Genomic DNA, 15,697 nt, shown 5'->3' on the forward strand with positions numbered 1-15,697 from the left:
CCTCAACTTCAGACGCACCGCTCGATCGGCTGCCTGCTGACGACGCGCCATCCCACACCTCGCTGATCACGAGGTGTTGCGACGACCAGTTGAATCCGCCTTGCGATCCTCTGTCGCTGTGCAGGATGCATCCGGCGACGTCCTGGCGCCGGGCGACGGCGTTGTCCAGGGCGGTCACGGCCAGCCGGGACTTCATCCGTGCGTCGATGGAGTAGCCCACGATCCGGTTACTGAAGACGTCCTTGACCGCGCAGAGATACAGCTTGCCCTCGCCGGTGGCGTGTTCGGTGATGTCGGTGAGCCACAGCCGGTTCGGGCCGGTCGCGGTGAAGGCCCGGTTGACCAGGTCGTCGTGGACCGGCGGGCCCGCCTTCTTTGTCCGGCCGCGTTTCTTGCCGAACACGCTCCACCACTGGTTGTCCCGGCAGATCCGCCACGCGGTCCGGTCGGCCATGTCGGCTCCGGCGTCGCGGGCCTCGTCGGCCAGGAAGCGGTAGCCGAACTCCGGGTCGTCGCGGTGGGCGGAGAACAGCGCGTGCGCGCGATGCGCCTCGGCGAGCTCGGCTGGGGTCACCGGGTCGTCGAGCCAGCGGTAGTAGGGCTGTCTGGCGAGCTTCAGCACCCGGCACGCGACCGTGACGGGCACCCCGCCTGCGGCCAGCTCTTTCACGAGCGGGTAGATCCTTTTCCCGGCAGGTTCGCCTGCGACAGATAGGCCGCCGCCCGCCGCAGGACCTCGTTCTCCTGCTCCAGCAGCTTGATCCTCCGGCGCGCTTCACGCAGTTCCACGCTCTCCTGGCTGGTCGTCCCGGGCTTCGTGCCGTCGTCGATGTCCGCGCGGCGCATCCACTTCCACAGCGTCATCGCGTGGACGCCGAAGTCGGCGGCCACCTGCTCGACAGTGTCGCCCGGGCCGCGGTTCCTCGCGACCCGCACGACGTCCTCGCGGAACTCCTGGGGATAAGGCTTGGGCACAGCAACATCCTTCCCACCTGCCATACAAGGCACGCCAGTTCAGATGTCACCCGTTCGTGCGGCAGACCCTCTGCTGTGCCGGGCGGCCTGGGACGCCGATGCCGTCCGCGACGACGTGCGCGAGTACGTCGTCGAGTATCTGCACGACGAGGCCGCGGTGCTGGTCGTGGACGAGACCGGCGACGTGAAGAAGGGCACCCACACCGTCGGGGCCCAGCGCCAGTACACGGGCACCGCCGGCCGGATCGAGAACTCCCAGGTCGCCGTCTACCTTGTCTACGCCGGCGCCCGCGGGCACGCAGCGGTGGACCGCGAGCTGTACATTCCGCGCTCCTGGATCTTTGACCCCGACCGCTGCCGGGCGGCCGGACTCGGCGAGGACACCGACTTCGCGACCAAGCCGGAGCTGGCCCGCGTGATGATCGAACGGTTCCTGGACGCCGGACACCATGTCGGCTGGGTCACCGGCGACGAGGTCTACGGCGCCAACCCGAAACTGCGGTCCGCTCTGGGGAACGTGGCATGGGCTACGTGCTCGCAGTGGCCTGCTCAGCCGAAGTGAACACCGGAGCAGGCAAGTTCCGTGCGGATGCCCTGGCAGCCAAGCTGCCCCGGCGGGCCTGGCAGAGGCTGTCCGCCGGAGAGGGAGCGAAAGGAAAGCGTTTCTACGACTGGGCCGTGATCGATCTGGTCGCCGCGAGATCAGGGGGGCGCCAGCTGCTGATCCGCCGCAACCGAACCACCGGCAAACTGGCCTACTACCGCTGCCATTCCGCCCAGCTGGTGCCGCTGAGCACCCTGGTAAGGATCGCCGGTTCCAGGTGGCGAGTGGAGGAAACCTTCCAGACCGGGAAGGGCCTGGCCGGGCTCGACGAGCACCAGCTCCGCCGCTACGCCTCCTGGAGCCGCTGGGTCACCCTCGCCATGCTCGCCCACGCTTTCCTCGCCGTCGTCCGAGCCGATGAGCACGCGCACCGGCCGGGACCCGACGGTCTGATCCCGCTGACCTGCAACGAGATCCAGCGACCGTTCATCACCGTTGCCGTCCGGCCTCCTCACGATCTGGCCCACAGGCTCGGCTGGTCCGACTGGCGACGCCGCCACCAGGCACGGTCACGGACCAGCCATTACCTACGACAAGCCGCATTCCAGACATGAAGATCACGATCTACAGCTGGAGTATTAGACCGCGATCGTATCGCCATGCGCCTCCGACACGTCCAGCTCACCGTTCTGTACTGCACGTACAAAGAGGCCCCACGAGGTGGCGTGAAGTCGAATGATCATCTGCTTGGGTATTTTTGAATCGCGGATGAATGTCATTCCCTGCCGGGGGGGGGGGGTAGGTATTCCAGGCAGTTGCTGTCGGGGCCGCTGTAGCTGCTCTTGATCCATTGGGGTTGTGTGGCCGTGTTCATCAGCGGCGTATGTCCTTGCTCTTGCCGGGAGTTGGGGTGACATTGCTGGTCGGTGTGAGGGTGATGACGGTGTTGTGGGCGTCGCGACAGTCGACGGTGTCCGGGTGATCAGGACCGAGCACGCGGGAGCACGCCTCCAGGTTCAGTGTGGCGAGGGTATGGGCCGCAGTGGTGTCGCCGAGGCCGGTGAGAGCGCGGATCAGGGCGGTGCGGACGGCCAGGGTGTGCGGGTGCTCGGAGCCCAGGATGTCCTCGCGGGTGGCGAGGACCGACCGCGCTGCGGACGCTGCCTGTGCCCAGCGTTCCTGGCGTAGCAGGACACCGGCCAGTAGGTGGTGGACGATCAGGGTGCGTGGGTGGCGTGGGCCGAGGTCGGCCTGCCGCTGGGCGAGGGTGATGGTGGTGAGATCAGCGGCTTCGGACAGGTGGCCCATGCGGGACAGGACCCAGGCGAGCGTGTGGCGGGCAGACTGCGTGTGCGGGCTATCGGCTCCGTGAACTGTCGTGCTGGTGGCGAAGTTGGCGCGCGCGAGGGATTCGGCCTCGTCATACCGCTCTTGCTTGCCGATGACTTCCGCGAGGCAGGCAGTGCTGAGAACCGTATCGGGGTGGCTGGAGCCGAGGACCTGTGCTCGGCCCTTCGCTGCCCGGCGCATGTGGAGTTCGTTCTCGTGCCATGTGCCCAGGCCGAAGAGGGCGAGGCCGAGTGAATGGGCGCTGGCCAGCGTCTCGGGGTGATCGGCACCTAGGTGCTCTTCACGGGCTGCGAGGATCACGCGGTGCGCCTCGAGGGCCTCTTCGTAGCGGCCCATGTCGGTGAGCGAGCAGGCAAGCGCGTAGGGGTCGTTGAGCACGTCGGCCTCCGCTGAGGTGGTGGAGGCGGTCGCAGAGGCGCGCGCTGCGGCTTCCGCCAGTGAGTGCGTGGTGGTGATGTCGCCGTGTGCGCGACTGTGCTCGCGGAGGCGCCGGACGACGGCGAGGGCTGTGGGGGCGGCCGCGGTCCGGGCTGTGGAGGTACGTCGCAGCAGGCTGAGGGCGTGCGGGGTGAACAGCCGCAGGGTCTGCGCGTCGAGAGATCCTTCGACCTCCGACTGGTCGAGCAGGCCGTCCAGCAGGAGGGCGGCGGCGGCATGGATGTTGTCGCGCTGGTCGAGGGGGATGCGCGCGGCGACGGTGTCCAGGAGCAGGGAGTGTGCCTGCACGGATTTCACTCCGGGTGCGCCGACGTCTCCGGGGACGTCGAGCAGCGTGACCATCGTCTGGGACATCAGGCCGAGCAGTGCCTTGACCGTCCTCTGCGCCGGCAGGGGAGGAGCGGCGTGTACGAGTGGTGTGGTGGCCAGACGTCGTTCGTGCAGCAGTCCCAGAGGGATCGGATCGGGCGCGAAGCACGACAGCAGCCACATCAGGGTCGTCGCCTCGGGGATGCCGCGGTCGGTGAGGGCGTCCAGCGAGATCTGCCAGGTAGAACTGATCAGACGGCGCACATCGCGTTCGCCGGGGGCGGCGCCTTCGTCGAGGGTGGCTCCTGGGTCCTCGCGCAGACGGGTGAGGAACTCGGTCACGTCGAGGGGACCGAACAGCTGATGGCCGCCGAGGTAGGCGCCGGCGAGGGTGAGCGCCAGCGGGTGGCATCCCAGACCGTGGGCGAGCTGTTCCAGCGCCGCTCTGTCGTATCCGGTGATGTTGAGATCCTGCAGGACGTGCACGGCGTCGTCGATGCCGAGCACGTCGAGGTGGTGCCGGGTGGCGTGCCGCCACAGAGGGGCGTCTCCGTGGCGGGTGGTGACCAGGACGGTGCCGCGCTCGGTGGGGCGTAGCCAGACGCCGTCATTGAAGACGTCGGGGTCGTCGGCGTTGTCCAGGACGAGCAGCCAGGGTTCCGGAGAGTTCTCGAGGCGCTCCCAAACGAGATCGGCGGCGGGGCGCAGTCGTGCTCGGGCCGTTTCGACCTGGCTCTGGTGGGCGCCGCGGTCGAGGGCGACGGCGAGCATTCCCGTGCGGAAGCTCACCTCGGTGGCGGCGTTCACCCACAGGGTGATGACGCTGCCGTCGGTGGCGGCCTCGTCGAAGAGGGAGCGGGCAAGAGCGGTTTTCCCGCAGCCGGCTGTGCCGTACAGGACCTCCGGGTGGGCGGAGTCGGCAGGGTGCGCGATCGCGTGGAGCACGGAGCGGCGGGCTGCGTGACGGTTGCGCACCGGTGATGCCGACAGGGGCGCGAGCGGCACCCGTACCGAGTCCGGACCGTGAGCTCCGCGTCCTGTGTCGTGGTGGGCATGGTATTCGCTGATTTCCACGTTGACCTGGTCGCGTGCGGCGCTGAGCCAGCGGGCCTGGTCGCGCAAGGAGGTGCGGGCGGTCTCGTCAGGTTGCATGAGGGGGGAAGTCACCTCGCCGTACGGCTTGTACGAAGGGCTGCCACGACACATCGCCGAAGTTGATCACCGGTCCCTCCGGGAACTTCGAATCCCGGATTGGTGCTTTTCCAGCGGGGGGGGGGGGTGAGTATTTCGATGCAGGTGTTCTCCTGGCCGCTGTAGCTGCTCTTGCGCCAAGTCCGTCGCACGGGTTGGATCACGATGCTTCCTTTGCTGCACGGACCTGTGCCAGGGCTTCCCGGCAGGTGAGGGTGTCGGGGTGGTCGGGGCCCTGTGCGCGAAGGCACGCGGCGAGATTGTCCGACGCCACGGTCAGAGCCGTGTCGATGTCGCCCGCGCCGAGGAGAATGCGGGAGAGCACGGTCCGCAGACCGATCGTGTGCGGGTGCTCGGCGCCGAGTGAGCGTTCGCGTTCTGCCAGGACGAAGCGGGCCTCATGAAGCGCGGGCTGCCATTGGCCACGCTCCCGCAGGATGTTGGCCAGCATCGAGCGCGCCGCCAGGGTGCTGGGGTGTGCGTCACCGAGCAGCCGGACGCGGGCGTCGATGGTGCGGGAGACCAGGGCCATGGCCTCGTCGAGCTGGCCCCCTTTGAACAGCACCCAGGCCAGTGTGTGGCAGGCCGCCAAGGTGTGCGGATGGTCCTCGCCCAAGGTTTCTCGACTGGTCCTCAGATTGGGGCGGGCCAGAGACTCGGCTTCTGCCCACCGCCCTTGTTCGCCGACTGCCTCGGCCAGACAGGCGGTGCTCAGCACGGTGTCCGCGTGCGAGGTTCCCAGCACGCGCCGCCTCCCTTCTGCCGCGGTGCGCATCTGGTGTTCGGCCTCGGACCAGGAGCCGAGCCCATACAGCGCGAGACCGAGGTGATGCGCGCAGTCCAGAGTGGCCGGAGCGTCCGCGCCGAACTGGTCGGCGTACGTGTGAAGGATGGGCCGGAGGCTGTCCGCGGCCTCGGCGTACTGTCCGAGGGAGTGGAGACTGCAGGCAAGATCCTTCTGGTCAGCGAGGGCTTCGAGTGTGTCCGTGTCTTGGCCAGTCCGGTGCGCGGCGACGGCTGCGGCGGCCAGGGTGTGAGCGGTGGCGTAGTCACCGCGTTCACTGCTGTGCGCGCGCAGATATCGGACCAGCTCCAGGGCGTGCCCGGTCACGGCGGACCGTGCCCGGCACGCCCGGTCGAGCAGCGCGACGGCGTGCGGAGTGAACAGACGCAGCGTCTGCGCGTCCAGGAACAGCCCCTGCGCGGCGCCCTCATGGAGCAGGTGCTCCAGGAGGGAAGCGGCCGAGGCGAGCAGGGTGTCGCGCTGGTCCATGGGAATGCGGGCGGCCACCGTGTCCAGGAGCAGGGGGTGGGTCTGCACGCACTGCACGGTGCTGTGTTCCCGGTCTCCGGGGACGTCGAGGACGGCCACCATGGACTGGGAGACCAACCCCCTCAGCGCGGCCTCGGCACGATCGGCATCCAGCGGGGGAGAGGCCTGGGACAGGAGACTCTCCCGGATCCGGGCGGGATGGAGCAGCCCAGTGGGCAACGGCGCGGCAGCGAAGCACGACAGCAGGCGTATCAGCGTGGCTGCCTCCGGCACGCCCCGGTCGGCAAGCGCGTCGAGCGAGATCTGCCAGGTGCTGCTGATGAGGCGCCGTAGATCCCCTTCGGCCGGGGCGGCGCCGTCCAGCGTGGTGTTGGGGTCGGCGCGGAGGCGTCCGAGGAATTCGTCCACAGTCACCGGGTCCAGGAGTCGGCGGCCCAGGTAGGTGCCGGCGAGAACCAGCGCGAGCGGGTGACAGCCCAGCGCCTGCGCCAGCTTCTCCAGCTTGGCCGGGTCGTTGTCGTGGACGTCGAGGTCGCGCAGGACGAGCACGGCGTCCGGCAGGTCCAGGACGTCCAGATGGTGGCGCCGCGTTCGCCGCCACGGAGCGGCATGCCCGTCCCGGGTGGTGATCACGACGGTGCCGCGGCGACTGGCCCGCAGCCATCCTCCGTCGTCCAGAACGGCAGGGTCGTCGGCGTTGTCCAGGATCAGGAGCCAGGGCTGATCCGAGTGCTGGAGGTAGTGCCAGGTCAGATCGGCCGCAGGCCGGCGCCGGTCACGGGCTGCGTCGACCTCGTCCTGGGAGGCGCCCCGATCCTGTGCGACAGCAAGCATGCCGTCCCTGAAGGACATCCGGGTGGAGGCGTCCACCCACAGGCCGACCACGCCGTGTGTGCCGACAGCCGTGTCGAACAACAGCCGGGCCAACGCGGTCTTCCCGCATCCGGCCATGCCGTGGACGACGACGGGCAGCTCGTCCAGATGCGCGTTGAGGATGGCGTCCAAGAGCCGGTGCCGCAGGTCATGACGGTCACGGACCGGAGACAGCGAGGCCGGCGCCAAAGGCACGCGCACCGAGTCAGGACCCGCAGACTCCGCGCCCGCCGACGGCCGGTACGGGCCGGCATGGACGGGGGCGTAGGTGCCGATGCTCAGCGCGCCGATCTCATGGATGTGCTGATCCCGCGCGGCGCTCATCATCCGCCCGCTGTCACGGATGGACATGTGTGCGTCGGAAGCCGGGGCCTGCGGGCGCGGTGTGGTGGGTGTCATCATCCGTGGTTGTGCTGGTCACGTCCGGCGTTGTAGACGCGTCCCTGGCCGCTGACATGGGTGTGGAAGACGACGGGCCGGACTGCCGCCCGCTCGGCCTCCGAAAGCTGGCCGCGGACCTCGTCGAGCAGTTGCTGGAGTTGCTCGGCGACAGACGGATCGGCCGCGAGGAGGCGCCTGAGCCGCCGGTCCCAGTCCCGCACCAGATCGGCTTCGCCCTGCCGATTGCCCGAACCCATGACGGCAAGGGCTTCACTGCGTGTCTCGTCGAGAGCCAGGTCGACCTCGTCGGCCTGGGCGGGCCGGAAGCGGCGCCACAGAGCCACGATGCCCGTACGGGCCTGCTGCCAGGCATCCGTGGCCATCAGCGCCACGACTGTCGCACCGCCAGTCTCGACGATGTCCATGCACCCTCCCCGTTAGGTGTATTGCCTCGACGATCGTAAGAGCGGTGACCAGGACGCGTCACGGAAATGAGTGGTCTGACGCTGACTGGACCGCAATCTTGGCTGAAAAAAGGCTGGTTGGCGTCGTGACCCATACGAGGATCGGTGCTGTTCGGGTCAGAACCGGAACCCGAAGAGGCCGCCATCGTCGAGTCGGTCGGTCAGGTGGGGCTCGCGCACGTAGGGAGCAGCATCGAAGCCCTGGCGAGCGGCTTTGTCGAGGTCGTCGCTGTTGAACGTGGCGATGTACTGCATGTTCTCCTCCTCGGTGACGTCGGCTGCGAGCTGGAGGGCGGCTGCCAGCTGACGGTCGTCGACGCCGTCGAAGAGGTGGCTGTCGTGAATCAGGAAGTCGGGCCCGCGGTGATGCCGGTGCGCGAGGACGGCCACGGTGAGGTCGAAGCAGAAGATGACCATGCTGCTGATGCCGCGGCTGTCATCGCTGTGGATGTGGGGTCTGATCTGGAGGCTGTTCGGGCCGGCTTCGATGGCGAGGTAGGCCTCGCGGCCCTGACCGTAGAGGCGTTGGGCGTACTGGGAGAACAGCAGGGTTGCTTCGCTGGTGTGCTCGAAGCGTTCGTCGAGGTCGGTGGAGACTGCATGCTGGAGCTGGAGGCGTTGCGTGGTGATCTGCCGGGCGCTGGCCTCCAGGGTCTGCGCGGCGTCGTAGCGGTGACGTAGTGCTTCCAGGGTGGCTTGCTCGCGGGCCATGGCTTGCTGGAGAGCGGTGAGTGCTTCCAGTGCGCCGCCGTCGTTCAGGACGCGGAGGAGGTGTGCTTGCTCCTCGCCGAGGTGGCTGCGCTCGGTTCGTCGGTTCTCGAGGCTTTCGGTGATTTCTGCGATCTCCGCGTCCAGGAACCGGCGGCGGTTGCGGACGACAGAGCGGTGGAAGTCCTTCACCTCTTCAAAACGTCGGCGTACCTGCTCGTTGAGTACGACTCCCAGCTCCTCGTACACCGGTTCCAGGTAGGTGGTGTCGACGTCACTGGTTTCGGTGATGGCTTGCTGGAGCTCTTCCAGGTTGTCGCGGTCGATCACATCGTCCTGGGACAGCTGCTTGATACGGCGGGCGACGTCGTCTGCCTGTTCTTTGACGCGTTCGTACTCCGGGACGACCTGGAAGTCGGCGATCTGGGCCCGCAGCCGGTCCACCTGGCCCTGTGCGAGGGCGATCTGTCCGCGCAGGTCGGCGATGCTGCCGACGATGCGGCCCCAGACCGGATCGTTGACTGCCTTGCGGAGCTGGGTGCGGGTCGCCTTGCGCGCGGCGAGTTCGCGGTAGCCGTTGGCGAGCTGCCAGTCCAGGCCGAGGAGGTAGGCGAGGTTGGTGGTGGCGTCGGCATCCGCTTGCCGCGCGAAGGTGCGGGTCGCCTCGTTGAAGCCGTGGGAGGAGGCGCGCCGGGCGAGGAAGGAGAGCAGAGTGCGTCCGCTGACGCCGTCGTGCTCCTCGCCGAGGTGGAACAGGTCGCGTTCGATCAGCCGGTTCCACGTTTCCACGGGGATCTCGGCTAGGTCGTCACCGAGGTCGAGGACCATGGGCTCACGGCTGTCGGCGTCGGCGATGTCGGGCGAGATGCGGACGACGTTGGGACGGCCGCCGGTGCGCCACACTCTGAGGGAGTCCACATTCGGCCAGGACATCTCCAGGCTGAACGTGATCTCGCGCAGCGGCTTTCGCGCTACGAGGGACGTCTTGGTGACGCGTGAGCCGAGCAGGAAGTGGATGAGTTCGATCAGGCTCGATTTCCCGGCACTGTTGCGGCTGTCGGTGGTGGCGGAACCGCGCAGGCGATCGGCGACCACGAGGTTGAGCCCGGGGGTGAACACCGCGCCCTTGAACCGTGGGTCGTCAGCGTCCAAGCGCCGCAGCATCGACACTCCTTGCGACTAGGACGTCCCTGCGCAGCTCGACTGCGCCTAGGCTGTACAGGACGTCTAGGGCCAGTACGAACCAGGCGAACGATACCGGCGCGTGATGACCGTGGTCCGTTCGCCACTTCCTCAGCCGGGCCCAAGCCTGGCTGACCGAGCGGGGCTCGTCGAGCTGTAGGAGGATCTGCGCTCCCACGGCCAGGAGGGCCCGGTCGGGAGCGATGCCCTTTGTCGGGGTGATCATGCCGGGATCCCCAGCGGCCCAGACCATTCGGGAGGGGGTGCTTCGAAGATGTCGCACCGTTCGAAGAAGTGCGCGAGAATCACCCAGGCCGCGCGCTGTGTGCGTGGCGGCACGCTGCCGTTGCCCAGGACGTACATCTCCAGCTGCCACAGCACGTCTTCGGGATCGGGGAAGTCGCGGCGGACCTGCTCGTAGTACACGCGAAAGCCCTGGGCGACCTCATCGTGCTCCACGGCCCGCAGTGTGCCGGTGTAGAACGCCTCGACCAGGTGGCTTTGCCGCATGCCGCGCAGCAGATCCTCGCGGGCCTCTTCCTGGATCTGGTTGAAGTCGAGTTTGCGCGGGTCCACCTCGGCCAGCGGCATCAGCGGGTCCGCCGCCCTGCGCTGGTCGCGCAGGTGCTTGAGAAGTGGCGCAAGGTCTTCCATGCCGATGCCGTGTACGACCGGCTGGATTGGTATCTGGCAGCCGAGCACATCTTCGGCCAGGGCGAGTTCCAGTTGCATGCACTCGTGCCACAGCTTGCGCGAGCCCATCTGCTGGAACTGCAGATCCGGGTGAGCGCGCTGCTGATCGGACAGCTCCGTCGCGATCTCGGGGTGCATGCCGCGGCGGTCGTTGTGGACGAACACGAAGGTGTTGAACTGATTGCGCCGCTTCGCCAGGGCCTTGGTGAGGTCGGACCTGATCTTCTGCCGGATCTCGGTCGCGCTTACGGTCTGGGGTGCGTAGCTGGCGTACAGCTTGGACTCGTGCAGCATGAGCCCGTCGGAGCCTTGGTCTCCGAGCTTGCCGTGGGTCCGGACATCCAGGAACTCGGGATAGCGGGCGCACATCAAACGGTGAAAGAACGCTTCGAACGTGGTCTCGTTCAGTTCGGCCATCAGTTCAAGGAACTTGAGGCGGGCGTACATTCTCTGTTCGTACTGCATCTTCCCCCCGGGCGTTCCCGTGCAGAGTAGCTGTCACTGATCGCTACCGGTAGCCGCCCGGTCCCATTCGGTATGACATCCGGCGGACATTAGGCACGCGGGGCGAAGGCGGCCTTCGTCGGCGGCGCGCGCCGCGTCAGTGCGCGGCGACGGCGCGCTGGACGGTCTCGCGCAGCAGCGTGCGGCGCTGCTCGTGCAGCTCGACGGGTTCGTCGGCGGTCGCCGCGTAGACGGCGCTGACCGGTGACCAGGCCATCGACATGGCGATGACGAGGGCCATCACGTCGAACGGGTCGCCCTGGCGCACCCGCCCGGCGGCCTGCGCCTCGGCGATGGCGCGCAGCTTGCGGTCGTCGTATTGCTCGTGCTCCGCGACGAGGTGGCCGGTCGGGCGACGCTCCAGGCGGGCCCAGGTGGCCAGCCGGATCAGGTCGGGGCGCCGGAGGTACTCGTCGTACAGGCGCACCGCCCAGTCCGCGAGGTCGTCGGCGTCTATCGGCACGACGTTGGTGATCCGCTCCAGGGACGCGAAGAAGATCGCGTCGAAGAGGCGCTCCTTGTTGCCGAAGTAGGAGTAGAGCTGCGCCTTGTTGCTGCGCGCGGTGGACACGATCCGCTCGATGCGGGCGCCGGCGATGCCGTGCTCTGCGAACTCCTGCGTCGCCGCGTCGAGGATCCGCTGGTAGGTCGCGGCTCCGCGCGAGGTGAGTGGCTGGTCCGTCATGCCCACGACGTTACCAGACAGAACAGTTGGTTTGCTTCTTGCTGGAAGGGTGCTTACTCTCGAATAGACGGAACAGTCTGTTTAAGGAGATGTCATGCGTCCCACCACTGGATGGCAGGCGGACGGCACGTCCGGCACGCTGCGGCGCGGCCCGATCGAGCGCCGCGACCTGCGCGCAGACGACCTCGCCGTGCGGGTCGACTACTGCGGCGTCTGCTACAGCGACCTGCACGCGCTGGACGTTCACGACGGCAAGGCCGGGCACCTGCTGGTGCCGGGCCACGAATTCACCGGCGTCGTCACCGCGACCGGGCCCGGCGTCACCGGCTTTGCCGTCGGCGACCCCGTCGCGGTCGGCAACATCGTCGACTCGTGCGGCCAGTGCGCGATGTGCCGGGCGGGCCAGGAGAACTTCTGCTACGACTTCCCGACCCTGACCTACGCCGGCACCGACCGGCAGGACGGCTCGCACACCCTCGGCGGCTACTCCCGCGAGTACATCGTCCGCGACCGGTTCACCCACCACCTCCCCGCGGGCCTCGACCCGGCCGCCACTGCTCCCCTGCTCTGCGCCGGCATCACTGTCTGGGAGCCGCTCCAGGCACTGGGCGTGGGGCCCGGGAGTCAGGTCGCCGTGGCGGGGCTCGGCGGCCTGGGACACCTCGCGGTCAAGATGGCCGTGGCGCTCGGCGCCACGACGACGGTCATCAGCCGCTCACCCGACAAGGCCGACGACGCCCGCCGCCTCGGCGCCCACGGCCTCCTCGTGTCCAGCGACCCGGAACAGATGGCCGCAGCCCGGGACCGGTTCGACGTCATCATCGACACCATCTCCGCACCGCACGACCTCGCCCCGTACCTGAAGCTCGTCGCCATGGACGGCACCCTCAGCCAGCTCGGATACCTCGGGCCCGTCACCGTGGAGACCAGAAACCTCCTCATGGGGCGCAAGAAGCTCAGCTCCGCCGGCAGCGGCGGCATGCCCGCAACCGCCGCCATGCTGGACTTCTGCGCCACCCACGACATCACCGCGGACATCGAACTGCTGCCGTCCTCGCAGGTGAACGAAGCCCTGGAGCGCCTGCGCCGCAACGACGTGCGCTACCGCTTCGTCCTCGACATGGCCGACCTGGACTGAACACTCCCACACCCGCGCCGCCCGCCGCGCATACACCCGCCCGCTTCGACCTGTGGCAGACCATCCGCAACCGGCACATCGTGATGGTCTGCCGACGGTGCCGGGAAGCATCCGCTTCAGCACACCCAGGCCGGCATTCATGGTTACCGGCGAGAGGGCGCCCGATCACCACAACGCGTGCCGTACCACCCCGAACAGAAGGACTCTCGCTATGACCACCCCTTTCACTCCTGTCACGAATCGGCCCTCTCCTGCGTTCGCTGGGGAACCGCGCGGTCTGTTCATTGATGGAACGGAGCGGCCTGCCGCCGACGCTGCAGTCGTGGCTTCCGTCGACCCGATGACGGGTGCCGAGGTGACCACGGTGGCGGTAGCTGGGCGCGTGGACGTCGATGCCGCCGTGGCTGCTGCGCGTCGTGCCTTCGAAGACCCTGCCTGGGCGGCTATCAGCCCCGACGAGCGCAGCCGTGTGCTGTACCAGATCGCCGAGGTCATCGAGGCGCACGCCGACGAGCTGGCCAGTCTGGACTCCCTGGAAATGGGGGGTCCGGTGTCGCTGACGCGATGGATGGTCGATCACACCGTCGAGGTCTACCGCCACTATGCGGGCTGGCCGACCCGGATCTACGGAGCCACCGCCCCCTCGGCCCCCGGCCAGCTGCAGTACACCAGGCGCTCCCCGCTGGGTGTGGTTGCCGCGGTCGCCGGCTGGAACGGTCCTCTCCTGCAGATGGGCTACAAGATCGCCCCTGCGCTGGCCACCGGGAACACGGTCGTCGCCAAGCCTTCGGAGCAGACCTCACTGAGCGTGCTGCGCATGGCGGAGCTCGTCCATGAGCACACCGACCTTCCCGACGGCGTCCTCAACATCATCACCGGTCCGGGGCGCAGTACGGGCGAGGCCCTCATCACCCACCCGGACGTCAACAAGATCAGCTTCACCGGGTCCACCGCCGTGGGCAAGCACGTCCTGGAGACCTCCGCCCTCGACTTCAAGCGCGTCACCCTCGAACTGGGCGGCAAGTCGCCGTTCATCGTCTTCGAAGACGCGGACCTGGAGGCCGCCGCGGCAGCCTCCGCCCTTGCCTTCTCCGCCGGCAGCGGGCAGGGCTGTGTGGCCGGCACCCGCGTACTGGTCCAGGAGTCCGTGCGCGAGGAGTTCACCCGCCTCCTGGCCGCCAACATGGCCAAGGTCCCGATGGGTGACCCCTTCGACCCGCAGGTCCTCATGGGCCCCCTGGCCTCTCGTGGTCACTACGAGAAGGTCGCCGGCTACATCGACCTGGCCCGCAAGGAGGGCGGCGAGATCATCGGCAACCCCCACGACGACACCGATGACCTCTTCGTCGGCCCCACCCTGGTCACCGGACTCGACAACACCTCGCGCATCGCCCGGGAAGAGATCTTCGGCCCCGTTGCCGTCCTGCTGCCGTTCAGCGACCTGGACGAGGCGGTGCACATCGCCAACGACACCATCTATGGCCTGGCCGCCACCGTGTTCACCACCAACCTCAGCCGCGCCCACACCATGGCCGACCGCCTCCAGGCCGGAACCGTGTGGATCAACACCGTCAACCAGATGAGCAGTGGCCCCCTGCCCTTCGGCGGATTCAAGCAGTCCGGCCTCGGACGCGAACACGGCACCGACGTCATCGACGCCTACACCGAGACCAAAGCCATCGTCGTCAACCTCTGAGATCCATTTCTGAACCTCAATTGATCTCGTGTACCCGCCCCCTCGGTGACCCTAGACAAGTCCCATCGTTATAGGTCAGAGGCGCTCTCCGCTTATTTGATCAAGGCATGGGCGAGCCCACTCACGAAAGCGCGAGGTTAGGGGCACCGCGGTGGGCGCCCTCGGCATAGGCGCCCGCCCGGTCCCGGCAGATGACCTCCACGCCGGGGTGACGGACAAGCCACGCGGCCAGCGGTCTGGCTTCATGCGGTCGCGAGCACATCGACCATGCGATGGTCTTCGGACGCTGGTCAAGACCGTGGAATACGTCTTGGCCTCGACGGATCGCTAAGACCGTGTCCTATGTGGTGAGGCGAGCGAGTCGTTTGTAGCAGCAGAGCGCTGCGGCGAGGCCGAGAAAGGCCAGGTAGTTGCGGGGATGGCGTTCGTATCGGTGGTTGAGTCTGCGGTAGCCGGTCAGCCAGGACATGGTGCGCTCGATGACCCAACGCCGGCGTCCTAACCGTTCGCTGGACTCGACTCCCTTGCGGGCGATGCGCACGCCGATGTGCTTGCCCCATAGCCATTTCCGCAGGTGGGGAACGTCGTAGGCTTTGTCTGCGTGCAGGCGCTGGGGCTTGAAGTACCGGCCGCGGTGGGGGTCGTGTCTCGTTTGGTGACCGGTGATCATGGGCTTCAGCGCGAGGCTGTCGTGGGTGTTCGCGGCGGAGAGGCCGACGAGGAGGGGCAGTCCGTTCGCGTCCGACAGGACGTGCATCTTGGAACCCGGCTTTCCCCGGTCCACGGGGCTCGGACCTGTGAGTTCGCCCCCTTTTTAGCCCTCACGTGCGCGGAGTCCAGAACCGCGCGGGAGAGGTCGAGGAGGCCGGCGTCGTCCAGGCGGTGCAGGATCTCTTCGTGCAGCCGGCCCCAGACACCGGCTCTCGACCAGATCAGGAACCTGCGGTGGGCCGTGGACTTCGATATCCCGAAGCACGGCGGCAGAGCCCGCCAGGCGCAACCGCTGACCAGGATATAGATGATCGCGGCGAACAGCGTCTCATCAGGCGTGTCCTGCGTCCCACCGCCCTGCGGCCGCACCTTCGACGGCGGGATCAGCGGCTCCGCGATCTCCCACAGCCCGTCCGGAACAATCCAACTCCACGTACCCCGCCCCATGACCGACCCAACGAGCCGAGCCCACATAGGACACGGTCTAAGAGGTTGTCTCACGTGGCGAGTTTCGCGAGCTTCTTGTAACAGGTCAGGGTGGCGGCCAGGCCGAGGAAGGCGAGGAAGTGGGAACTCTTTCGT

The 15,697-nt window shown here is 67.8% G+C and carries 13 protein-coding genes and 1 pseudogene; 3 read left to right on the forward strand and 11 right to left on the reverse strand.

Annotated elements, in window-relative coordinates; genetic code table 11:
- The coding region (locus ACIRD8_RS37355; RefSeq protein WP_404002110.1) for a DDE-type integrase/transposase/recombinase at positions 1-670 on the reverse strand (670 nt) is incomplete at its 3' end.
- A complete protein-coding gene (locus tag ACIRD8_RS37360) occupies positions 667-975 on the reverse strand; it encodes a transposase (RefSeq protein WP_404002112.1) in 309 nt (102 codons plus the stop codon). The genes ACIRD8_RS37355 and ACIRD8_RS37360, both read right to left, overlap by 4 nt.
- Positions 976-1,045: 70 nt before the next feature.
- Here ACIRD8_RS37360 and ACIRD8_RS37365 point away from each other — a divergent pair.
- Positions 1,046-2,133: pseudogene (locus tag ACIRD8_RS37365) on the forward strand (IS701 family transposase); the annotation flags it as partial.
- A gap of 259 nt (positions 2,134-2,392) precedes the next feature.
- On the opposite strand, the gene ACIRD8_RS37370 reads toward ACIRD8_RS37365, so the two are convergent.
- The 8 genes from ACIRD8_RS37370 to ACIRD8_RS37405 form a co-directional block, all read right to left on the reverse strand.
- On the reverse strand, positions 2,393-4,768 hold the full coding sequence (locus tag ACIRD8_RS37370; protein WP_404002115.1) for a tetratricopeptide repeat protein: 2,376 nt from the start codon (positions 4,766-4,768) through the stop codon (positions 2,393-2,395).
- Entirely contained in the window at positions 4,758-4,868 is a 111-nt protein-coding gene (locus ACIRD8_RS37375) for a DUF397 domain-containing protein (RefSeq protein ID WP_404002139.1), read from the reverse strand. Before ACIRD8_RS37375 ends, ACIRD8_RS37370 begins: the two co-directional genes overlap by 11 nt.
- Positions 4,869-4,967: 99 nt before the next feature.
- Entirely contained in the window at positions 4,968-7,304 is a 2,337-nt protein-coding gene (locus ACIRD8_RS37380) for a tetratricopeptide repeat protein (RefSeq protein ID WP_404002118.1), read from the reverse strand.
- Positions 7,305-7,351: 47 nt separating this feature from the next.
- Complete coding sequence (locus ACIRD8_RS37385) at positions 7,352-7,759, reverse strand: hypothetical protein (RefSeq protein ID WP_404002121.1); 408 nt, start codon at positions 7,757-7,759, stop codon at positions 7,352-7,354.
- 156 nt (positions 7,760-7,915) lie between these two features.
- Complete coding sequence (locus tag ACIRD8_RS37390; RefSeq protein WP_404002124.1) at positions 7,916-9,658, reverse strand: ABC-three component system protein; 1,743 nt, start codon at positions 9,656-9,658, stop codon at positions 7,916-7,918.
- Positions 9,648-9,941 carry an ABC-three component system middle component 6 gene (locus tag ACIRD8_RS37395; protein WP_351451198.1) on the reverse strand — a complete coding sequence of 98 codons (294 nt, stop codon included), beginning with the start codon at positions 9,939-9,941 and terminating at the stop codon, positions 9,648-9,650. Before ACIRD8_RS37395 ends, ACIRD8_RS37390 begins: the two co-directional genes overlap by 11 nt.
- Positions 9,911-10,828 (reverse strand): ABC-three component system protein, encoded by a 918-nt coding sequence (locus tag ACIRD8_RS37400; protein WP_404002127.1) that lies wholly within the window; start codon positions 10,826-10,828, stop codon positions 9,911-9,913. Before ACIRD8_RS37400 ends, ACIRD8_RS37395 begins: the two co-directional genes overlap by 31 nt.
- 154 nt (positions 10,829-10,982) lie before the next feature.
- Positions 10,983-11,570 carry a TetR family transcriptional regulator gene (locus tag ACIRD8_RS37405; protein ID WP_404002130.1) on the reverse strand — a complete coding sequence of 196 codons (588 nt, stop codon included), beginning with the start codon at positions 11,568-11,570 and terminating at the stop codon, positions 10,983-10,985.
- 94 nt (positions 11,571-11,664) lie between these two features.
- Here ACIRD8_RS37405 and ACIRD8_RS37410 point away from each other — a divergent pair, with 94 nt between their 5' ends.
- Positions 11,665-12,708, forward strand: a complete 1,044-nt coding sequence (locus ACIRD8_RS37410) for an NAD(P)-dependent alcohol dehydrogenase (protein WP_404002133.1) — start codon at positions 11,665-11,667, stop codon at positions 12,706-12,708.
- A gap of 322 nt (positions 12,709-13,030) precedes the next feature.
- A complete protein-coding gene (locus tag ACIRD8_RS37415; protein WP_404002135.1) occupies positions 13,031-14,404 on the forward strand; it encodes an aldehyde dehydrogenase family protein in 1,374 nt (457 codons plus the stop codon).
- A 340-nt stretch (positions 14,405-14,744) separates the two neighbouring features.
- Here ACIRD8_RS37415 and ACIRD8_RS37420 read toward each other — a convergent pair.
- Positions 14,745-15,562, reverse strand: a protein-coding gene (locus ACIRD8_RS37420) for an IS5 family transposase (RefSeq protein WP_404002137.1) whose coding sequence is annotated in 2 segments (ribosomal slippage) — positions 14,745-15,220 and positions 15,220-15,562 — 819 coding nt in all. Because the reading frame shifts where the segments join, the coding sequence is not laid out codon by codon here.
- Positions 15,563-15,697 lie beyond the last annotated feature (135 nt).

The sequence above is a fragment of the Streptomyces sp. NPDC102451 genome, assembly GCF_044765485.1.
Classification (GTDB): domain Bacteria; phylum Actinomycetota; class Actinomycetes; order Streptomycetales; family Streptomycetaceae; genus Streptomyces.

Excerpts from the sequence above, each read along its gene's own strand:
- ACIRD8_RS37410 (WP_404002133.1), top strand. The coding sequence starts at position 11,665 with ATGCGTCCCACCACTGGATGGCAGGCGGACGGCACGTCCGGCACGCTG.
- ACIRD8_RS37405 (WP_404002130.1), bottom strand. The coding sequence starts at position 11,570 with ATGACGGACCAGCCACTCACCTCGCGCGGAGCCGCGACCTACCAGCGG.
- ACIRD8_RS37370 (WP_404002115.1), bottom strand. The coding sequence starts at position 4,768 with ATGCAACCTGACGAGACCGCCCGCACCTCCTTGCGCGACCAGGCCCGC.
- ACIRD8_RS37380 (WP_404002118.1), bottom strand. The coding sequence starts at position 7,304 with ATGTCCATCCGTGACAGCGGGCGGATGATGAGCGCCGCGCGGGATCAG.
- ACIRD8_RS37395 (WP_351451198.1), bottom strand. The coding sequence starts at position 9,941 with ATGGTCTGGGCCGCTGGGGATCCCGGCATGATCACCCCGACAAAGGGC.
- ACIRD8_RS37385 (WP_404002121.1), bottom strand. The coding sequence starts at position 7,759 with ATGGACATCGTCGAGACTGGCGGTGCGACAGTCGTGGCGCTGATGGCC.
- ACIRD8_RS37400 (WP_404002127.1), bottom strand. The coding sequence starts at position 10,828 with ATGTACGCCCGCCTCAAGTTCCTTGAACTGATGGCCGAACTGAACGAG.